The sequence below is a fragment of the Pseudoalteromonas arctica genome, from assembly GCF_012927645.1.
Lineage (GTDB): Bacteria > Pseudomonadota > Gammaproteobacteria > Enterobacterales > Alteromonadaceae > Pseudoalteromonas > Pseudoalteromonas arctica_A.
On record NZ_JABBMT010000027.1, the window covers coordinates 46,012 to 53,844 of the forward strand.

The 7,833-nt window shown below is 35.6% G+C and carries 9 protein-coding genes; all 9 read left to right on the plus strand.

Annotated features, from left to right (window positions below; genetic code table 11):
• Positions 1 to 14 precede the first annotated feature (14 nt).
• The 9 genes from HHO47_RS14775 to HHO47_RS14815 all read left to right on the plus strand — a co-directional run bounded on the left by HHO47_RS14775 (position 15) and on the right by HHO47_RS14815 (position 7,717).
• On the plus strand, positions 15 to 896 hold the full coding sequence (locus HHO47_RS14775; protein WP_169020989.1) for a glycosyltransferase: 882 nt from the start codon (positions 15 to 17) through the stop codon (positions 894 to 896).
• Positions 897 to 975: 79 nt separating this feature from the next.
• Positions 976 to 1,773, plus strand: coding sequence for a glycosyltransferase family 2 protein (locus tag HHO47_RS14780; RefSeq protein WP_169020990.1), 798 nt, complete (start codon positions 976 to 978; stop codon positions 1,771 to 1,773).
• Between the two features lie 90 nt (positions 1,774 to 1,863).
• A complete protein-coding gene (locus HHO47_RS14785; RefSeq protein ID WP_169020991.1) occupies positions 1,864 to 3,024 on the plus strand; it encodes a glycosyltransferase in 1,161 nt (386 codons plus the stop codon).
• Positions 3,009 to 3,620 carry a sugar transferase gene (locus HHO47_RS14790; protein ID WP_169020992.1) on the plus strand — a complete coding sequence of 204 codons (612 nt, stop codon included), beginning with the start codon at positions 3,009 to 3,011 and terminating at the stop codon, positions 3,618 to 3,620. Before HHO47_RS14785 ends, HHO47_RS14790 begins: the two co-directional genes overlap by 16 nt.
• Positions 3,613 to 4,530, plus strand: coding sequence for a 1-aminocyclopropane-1-carboxylate deaminase/D-cysteine desulfhydrase (locus HHO47_RS14795; protein WP_169020993.1), 918 nt, complete (start codon positions 3,613 to 3,615; stop codon positions 4,528 to 4,530). The genes HHO47_RS14790 and HHO47_RS14795 overlap by 8 nt, the downstream gene beginning before the upstream one ends.
• Positions 4,514 to 5,044 carry a GNAT family N-acetyltransferase gene (locus HHO47_RS14800; RefSeq protein ID WP_169020994.1) on the plus strand — a complete coding sequence of 177 codons (531 nt, stop codon included), beginning with the start codon at positions 4,514 to 4,516 and terminating at the stop codon, positions 5,042 to 5,044. Before HHO47_RS14795 ends, HHO47_RS14800 begins: the two co-directional genes overlap by 17 nt.
• Positions 5,041 to 6,045, plus strand: coding sequence for an ATP-grasp domain-containing protein (locus HHO47_RS14805; RefSeq protein ID WP_169020995.1), 1,005 nt, complete (start codon positions 5,041 to 5,043; stop codon positions 6,043 to 6,045). The genes HHO47_RS14800 and HHO47_RS14805 overlap by 4 nt, the downstream gene beginning before the upstream one ends.
• Positions 6,046 to 6,065: 20 nt before the next feature.
• The gene (locus HHO47_RS14810; protein WP_169020996.1) at positions 6,066 to 7,244 is read left to right on the plus strand and encodes a DegT/DnrJ/EryC1/StrS family aminotransferase; all 1,179 of its coding nucleotides are present in this window, start codon (positions 6,066 to 6,068) and stop codon (positions 7,242 to 7,244) included.
• Between the two features lie 125 nt (positions 7,245 to 7,369).
• Complete coding sequence (locus tag HHO47_RS14815; RefSeq protein ID WP_169020997.1) at positions 7,370 to 7,717, plus strand: four helix bundle protein; 348 nt, start codon at positions 7,370 to 7,372, stop codon at positions 7,715 to 7,717.
• Positions 7,718 to 7,833 lie beyond the last annotated feature (116 nt).

Below are 7,833 nucleotides of genomic sequence, written 5' to 3' on the forward strand. Positions count from 1 at the left end.
AGTGAGTATTTGAAATGTTAAATGTTACAGTTATTATTCCAACCTATTATGATTGGGAACGATTACAGCTTTGTTTACATGCTTTAAGTAAGCAAAGTTATCCTCAAGAGTATTTTGAAATTATAGTTGTTAATAATGCTCCAAAGGATAAAGCGCCCGAAAACCTTATAATACCAAATAATTGCATTTTACTGGATGAGGCTAAACCAGGCTCTTATGCAGCGAGAAATAAAGCTTTAAAAATAGCAAAAGGTGACATATATGCTTTTACTGACTCTGATTGTCAGCCTAAAGAAGATTGGTTAGAAGTCGCCATTAATTTTTTCATTGATAATACTGAAGTCGAACGAATTGGTGGGGAAATAAGTCTTTTTACAAAAAACGAAAAAGCTAATTGGTTTGAAATCTATGAAATGTTTTTTGCGTTTCCACAGAAAGAGTTTGTAACAATTGATGGTATGGCAGCCACTGGTAATATGATTAGTAAAAAAGAAGCTTTTGATAAAGTTGGTAATTTTGATGCTAATTTAATGTCTGGAGGAGATGGGGAGTGGGGTCGTCGAGCTCAGAAAGCTGCGAGTCAAATAAGTTATCTTAAAGATTGTATAGTTTATCACCCTACAAGATCTAGTTCTAAGGATATACTAACTAAAAATAAGCGTTTAGCTGGTGGCTATTTATCGGTTGCAAAAAAAAGAGGTGCTTCTAGTGTCGTTAGCTTATTAGTTAAGGGGCTTATTCCTCCTATTACAGCAATAAAGCGTGCTCTCAATAAAAAAGATCAGCCTAGCAAAAACAAGGCGATTGCAATATTAGTCTGTTACTATTTGAAATTATCAGCAACATTTGAAGTGTTTAGGTTGTTAACTGGTTTAAGTGAGGCCGAAAGGATTTGATTGTTCTTTAAATTTATTGTAAATCAGATTTCTAAATTAGTTAATAGGATGTCTTCCTAACGTAATGTTGAGTTAAATTATGAAAAGTATTGCAGTTATATTACCCACCTTTAAACCTGGAAACTATTTGTTAAAGTGCTTTAGATGTCTTGAAGCTCAAACTATAAATAAAGCTCAATATTGTCTGTATATTGGATTGAACGGTCCTAAAAAAGGTTATGAGGAGTTAATTCTAGCCCTATTAGATAACGCTGAATTTAATTATAAGTACTTCTATTTACCTACAGCTGGCGTGTCTTTTGCGAGAAATACTCTAATTGATGAGTCTATAGAGAACTATCTAGTTTTTTTGGATGATGACGATGAGATATCACCTAATTATTTAGAGAGTTTACTTGCAGTTACAACACCAAAGACTATGGGATTGGCTAATGTTGTTAATTTTACTGAGGATAAAAATACCTATTTTGAAAATTATATTGGCAAATCTTTTGCGAGTCTACCCAAAAAAGGAACGTCTGCTTATCAATATAGAAAATACTTTTCATCCCCTTGGGCGAAGATGCTACATCGAGACATGATTGCGAACATACGTTTTGATACTAGGTTAGCTTTAGGTGAAGATGGCTTCTTCATGGCCAATGTATCAAAAAATATTGAGTCTTTTGAAAAGTGCTCAAACGATACCGTTTATTATGTCAATGTAAGGCAAAATTCATCTAGCAGAAAGAAAATAGATAAAGCGAAAGAGCTGAAAAGAATTATTTATTTAACTGGGTGTTATCTCAAAATGTTACTATGTTGTGAATACAATAGATTATTTATTACTACTAGAGTGGCGGCGACCTTACTTAATTTGAAAAAAATATTTAATTAAATCCTCATACTACTTTTGAAGTCTAAAAGATGCTTTTAATAAATTTATTTTATAGGTTTCTGAAATTATGATGAAAAATAGGATAATTATATGAAGCGTAACATCTTGTTACTTGCACCATATTGCTCTTTGCCTGGAGAGCAGAAATTTAATCGTTTTTTGTATTTAGCAGAATTACTTTCTGTTCAGTATAATGTGACCTTAGTGACAAGTAGCTTTAGACATTATGATAAACAGCAACGGATAGATGAGTTTCCTAAGCAAAAATTTGACATAGTCAAGATATATGAGCCTGGCTATGTGGATAATGTTTCACTGAAAAGGGTTTATAGTCATCGAGTTTTTTTGAAAAATTTTATCGACTGGTTTAATGGGAATTCTGGAGGGTTTGATTTAGTTTATTCAGCATACCCTTTAATTGGTACAAATGTGTTTTTAGCAAAAAACAAAACTAAATTAAATTATAAATTAGTAATAGATATTCAAGATGTGTGGCCTGAAGCTATAGCGTCTGCGTTTCCTTTCATTGTGTCAATACCAAAAGCTTTTCTTCCTTTTACCAAAAAAGCAAATTATTGTTATAAGAATGCAGATGGTCTTGTGGCAGTATCTAAAACATATTTGGATAGAGCGTTATCAGTTAGCAATCCTCAAGCAAGTGAAGTTGTTTATATTGGTAGTGATTCTTTCAAAATTGATGAAGCACCTAAAAAAGAGCTAAAAGGTAATAATATAAAATTAATTTATATTGGTAGTTTAGGTTACAGTTATGACGTTAAAACAGTCCTGTGCGCGGTTAATAAATTAGTTGAACAAGGCTATGGAGTTGAGTTTCATATTGTTGGTGGTGGTAAGCAAGAACCTGCTTTAAAGGCAATCGCTGGTGATAATATTTACTTTCATGGATTTGTTACTTTTAATGAAATGGTTTCTTTGGTTAAAGCTTGTGAACTAGGGGTGAATGCATTAGTTGGTAGCGCGCCACAGTCAATTACCAATAAATTATCTGATTATTTTAGTATTGGTGTGCCAATGCTAAATAGTCAAAAAACACCTGAGCTATTAACATTATTAGAGCATCATCCACATGTAAATTATGAAGCCGGTGATATTAAAAGTTGCGAATTAGCAATTAAAAAGTTTATCGAAACTGAAACGTTACAGACATTTACGCCTAATAAACTCTTTTATAGGAAAAATAGTTATCCAAAAATTATCAATATGGTGGAGAGTTTATGTTTAAAAGATTAATCGATATTTTGTTTGCTTTATCTATGGTTATATTACTTTTACCTATTATTTTAATTGTTGCAATATTAGTTCGAGTAAAACTAGGCTCTCCGATTTTATTCTCGCAACAAAGGCCGGGTCTAAATGGTAAAATATTTAGAATGTACAAATTTAGAAGTATGACTGATGAGCGAGATGAGTCTGGCGCATTACTACCGGATAAAGTTAGATTAACTAAATTTGGTAGCTTTTTGAGGAGTTCGAGTTTAGATGAATTGCCTGGTTTATGGAATATCTTAAAAGGGGATATGAGCTTAGTTGGCCCAAGACCGTTATTAGTTGAATATTTAGAGTTCTACACTGAACGAGAGCAGTTACGCCACTCTCTTAGACCAGGTTTAACCGGATTAGCTCAAGTTTCTGGTCGTAATAATTTAGCGTGGGATGAGCGATTAGAAATAGATGTCGAATACGTTCAGAATCAGAGTTTTTTATTAGATTTAAAAATTCTTTATTTAACATTTATAAAAGTGATTAAAAAAGAAGATGTTGTAGTAGTTCCTTCATCAAAGTTTGGCAAATTGAGTGATGAAAGGAGCAAGAATAACAATGCTTAATTCGCCAGAGTGCTCGTTTAATCTTTCGTTAAATGACTGCACGTTTAAAATAAAGCGTGATGATTTATTACCTGATTTTATGGGAGGTAATAAGGTTCGTAAGAATAGTTATATTTTAAATTCACTGCCTTGCTTACCTGATGTCATTATTACTAATGGTGGCGCAGAATCTAACCATGCTCGAGTTTGTGCATTAATGGCAGCTCGTTTAGGCATTAAGTGCCACCTTGTGTTGCATGGTGAAGAAGATAAGTCTGATTACCTCCACGGTAACAAGTTTTTTATTGAATCTACTAACACCGAAATAAACTATGTAAATAGCCATGAAATAGCGCGAACAATAGAAATTGCAGAAAAAAAATATAAGTCGCGAGATCTGGATGTGTTTGTAATACCTGGTGGTGGGCATTCTCTTGATGGTGCAAGGGCTTATATTGCAGCAGTAGATGAATTAGCAGAAGAGCCTGATTATATTATTTTCCCTAGCGGTACTGGGGCTACTCATGCTGGTTTACTGGCTGGAGTGAAGAAAAAAAATTGGAAAACTCAAGTAATAGGCATTTCTATCGCTAGGCAAGCGGAGCGTGGTGTAGCAGCTATTGATGAATTATATGCACCTCTGTGTGCAGAGCTTAATATTCAACATAATGTTGATGATGTTATTTTTTTAGATGAGTTCACCTTTGGCGGATATGCTAAATATAATGCTGAGTTAATTAAATTTATACGAGAACTTACCAGCCAAACTGGTGTGCCATTTGACCCTGTTTATTCAGGGAAAGCTCTGTACGGGCTTACCCAATTACTCGAACAATCAAAGATCCCAGCCAAGAGCAAGGTACTTTTTTGGCATACCGGCGGTTTATTGAATTTACAGTCAGCTAGGAAAGTTTATGATACAAATATCTAATGATCTTTTTTATCGAAAAATCGAACGTTCAGACTTAGTGCATCGAGTTGAGTGGATCAATAACCCTGAAATAAACAGTACGCTTACTTTTGTTACTCCGGTTAGTTTGGCATCAACCGAAAAGTGGTTTGAATCAACAATTACAGATAATAGTAAATTAAATTTGAGCTTCTTCCTTAAAGAAAACGATGAGTATATCCCATTAGGTTTTGGTGGTTTTATTGGCATAGATAGAAATAATCGCAGAGCAGAACTATTTATTACTATAGGAAATACGACGTACCAAGGAAGAGGTTTAGGCAAAAAAATAGTTACATTTTTAATCCGATTTGGTTTTTCTGATTTGAATTTACGAAAAATTTATTTAACGACATTAGAGAATAATGAGCGAGCAAAAAAATTGTATGAAGCGTGTGGCTTTGTTCAAGATGGCAAATTAAGACAGCATTTTTATCATCAAGGTCGATATCTAGATTGTTACCATATGTCATTATTAAGGAATGATGTTGAATGAAAAATATATTATTTACCTGCGTAGGCCGTAGAAAGTATTTAGTTGATTACTTTAAAGATGAATTAGCAAATAATGGGAAAGTTGTTGGGGTTGACATGTCACCAACGGCTCCAGCTTTAGCTGGCTGTGATAAGTGGCATTTAGTACCAAGTGTATACGATACAAGTTATATAGAACGCTTATTAGAAGTATGTAAGTTAGAAGGTATTGATGCTCTTATTTCGTTAAATGATATGGAGCTACCTATTCTAGCAAAGCATCGCTCTTTATTTGAAAGCGCAGGTGTCACCCTCGTTTTAGCTAACGATAATGCAATTGATATATGTTCTGATAAATATAAAACTTATTTATTCTGTAAAGAAAATAATATTCCCGTGCCAGCTAGTTTTGTAAACTTATCAAGTGCTTTAGCTTCGATTAATGCAAAGTCGCTCGATTTTCCTCTTATCGTTAAGCCTAGATGGGGATCAGCTTCTTTTGGATTGTATGTGGTTGAAAATGAAGAAGAGCTTGTAGAAGCTTACAATACTTGCAAAAAAGCATTAAGTAATTCATATCTGGCACAATTTAAAGAATCAAATGATGATGTTTTAATCCAAGAGTATATTAAAGGGAAAGAATACGGTTTAGATATTTTTAACGATATGAATGGTCAGTATCGTGGTGTTGTTTGTAAAGAAAAATTATCTATGAGGGCTGGAGAAACCGATAAAGCAGTGACTGTAGATGCGAGTCGTTTCTCTGGCTTTGCTACTACCATTGGTGAAAGCTTAAAGCATGTTGGTAATATGGATTGCGACTTTTTAGAAAAAGATGGGCAGCTTTATTTACTTGAATTAAATCCACGATTTGGAGGGGGATATCCTTTTTCTCATGAAGCTGGCGCTAATTTAGTTAAAGCCCTTTTACTTTCCCTTATGAATCGTAACGATGAAATTGTTGTCAATTACGATATAAATAAAACATTTGCTAAATGCGATACAATCGTAGCTGCACGTTAGTTAATAAGAGTGAATATTCAATGTTAAATACCCCGTTTTCTCCTTGGCCTAGCTTCACTCAGCAAGAGGCCGATGCTGTAAGCCGTGTAATTTTATCAAACAAAGTTAATTATTGGACCGGCACTGAAGGCCGCGAGTTTGAAAAAGAATTTGCCACTTGGGCTGATAGTGAATACGCAATCGCACTTGGTAACGGTACGCTTGCATTGGATGTTGCGCTTAAAGCGTTAAATGTAGGTGCCGGAGATGAGGTTATAACCACACCGCGTACTTTTTTAGCATCTGCCTCGAGTATTGTTACCGCCGGCGCAGCGCCTGTATTTGCTGATGTTGACCTTAACAGCCAAGCTATTACTGCTGAATCTATTAAAGCGGTACTTACAGCAAAAACGAAAGCCGTAATTGTTGTGCATTTAGCGGGTATGCCTGCTGAAATGGACGAAATAATGGCGCTGAGTAAAGAGCATGGTTTTTATGTGATTGAAGACTGCGCGCAGGCGCATGGTGCTAAGTATAAAGGTAAATCGGTTGGTAGTATTGGCCATGTAGGCGCGTGGAGTTTTTGCCAAGATAAAATTATGACCACTGGCGGTGAAGGCGGCATGGTAACCACTAACTCTAAAGAGCTATGGTCAGCGATGTGGAGCTATAAAGATCACGGTAAAAGCTTTGATGCTATTTATAACCGCGAACACCCACCAGGGTTTAGATGGTTACACGAAAGCTTTGGCACCAACTGGCGCATGACTGAGATGCAAGCGGCTATTGGCCGTATTCAATTAACGCGTATGAGCGATTGGACTGCAAAACGCCAAGCATACGGCGCACAACTAGACCAAGCGGCAAGTAGTTTTGACTGTATTCGCTTGGTTGAGGTTCCTGATTACAGTGAACACGCTGAATATAAGCATTATATGTTTATAAAGCCAGAACAGTTAGCCAAAGGGTGGGATCGCGACCGTATAGTTAACACTATAGTTGAGCGCGGCGTACCGTGTTTTCAGGGTAGTTGCTCAGAAGTGTATTTAGAAAAAGCTTTTGACAACACCCCATTTCGCCCAGAAAAGCGTTTACCAAATGCTGTTGAACTTGGCGAAACGTCAATTATGTTTTTAGTTCACCCAACCCTTACTGAAGCTGAAATAGCTAAAACAACACAAGTGATGAAAGAAGTGTTTGGGTTGGCGAGTAAGTTATAGGTTTCAGAGAGTAGGAAGAGCTAAGTTTCGAGCCGTCAGCCGTCAGCCGTCAGATCACAGAGGTTATTTGCTTTTTAAATGTTTTGTACCTATAAGTTTTTAAAACACTTTAAAAGAGTAACTGAATGAATTTCGAAAAGTTAGAAGTATGGAAACGTGCCGCACGATTGAGTGCTGATGTATATAAAAAGACAGCATACCTTAAAGATTTTGGTTTTAGGGATCAATTAACACGCTCCAGCCTATCAGTGCCTAGTAATATAGCGGAGGGGATGACTCGTGAAAGCAATAAAGAGCGGCTTAGATTTTTAGACATATCTAGATCTTCTTTAGCGGAAGCTAGAACACAGATTTATATTGGTATAGACATTAGTTATATAGATAAAAATATAGGCGCCCAGTGGATAAATGAAACCATTGAGTTATCAAAAATGTTGACAGCCCTAAAGTCAAAAATAAAATTTGATAGCTGATAGCTGATAGCTGATAGCTGATAGCTGATAGCTGATAGCTGATAGCTGATAGCTGATAGCTGATAGCTGATAGCTGATAGCTGATAGCTGATAGCTGATAGCTGATAGCTGATAGC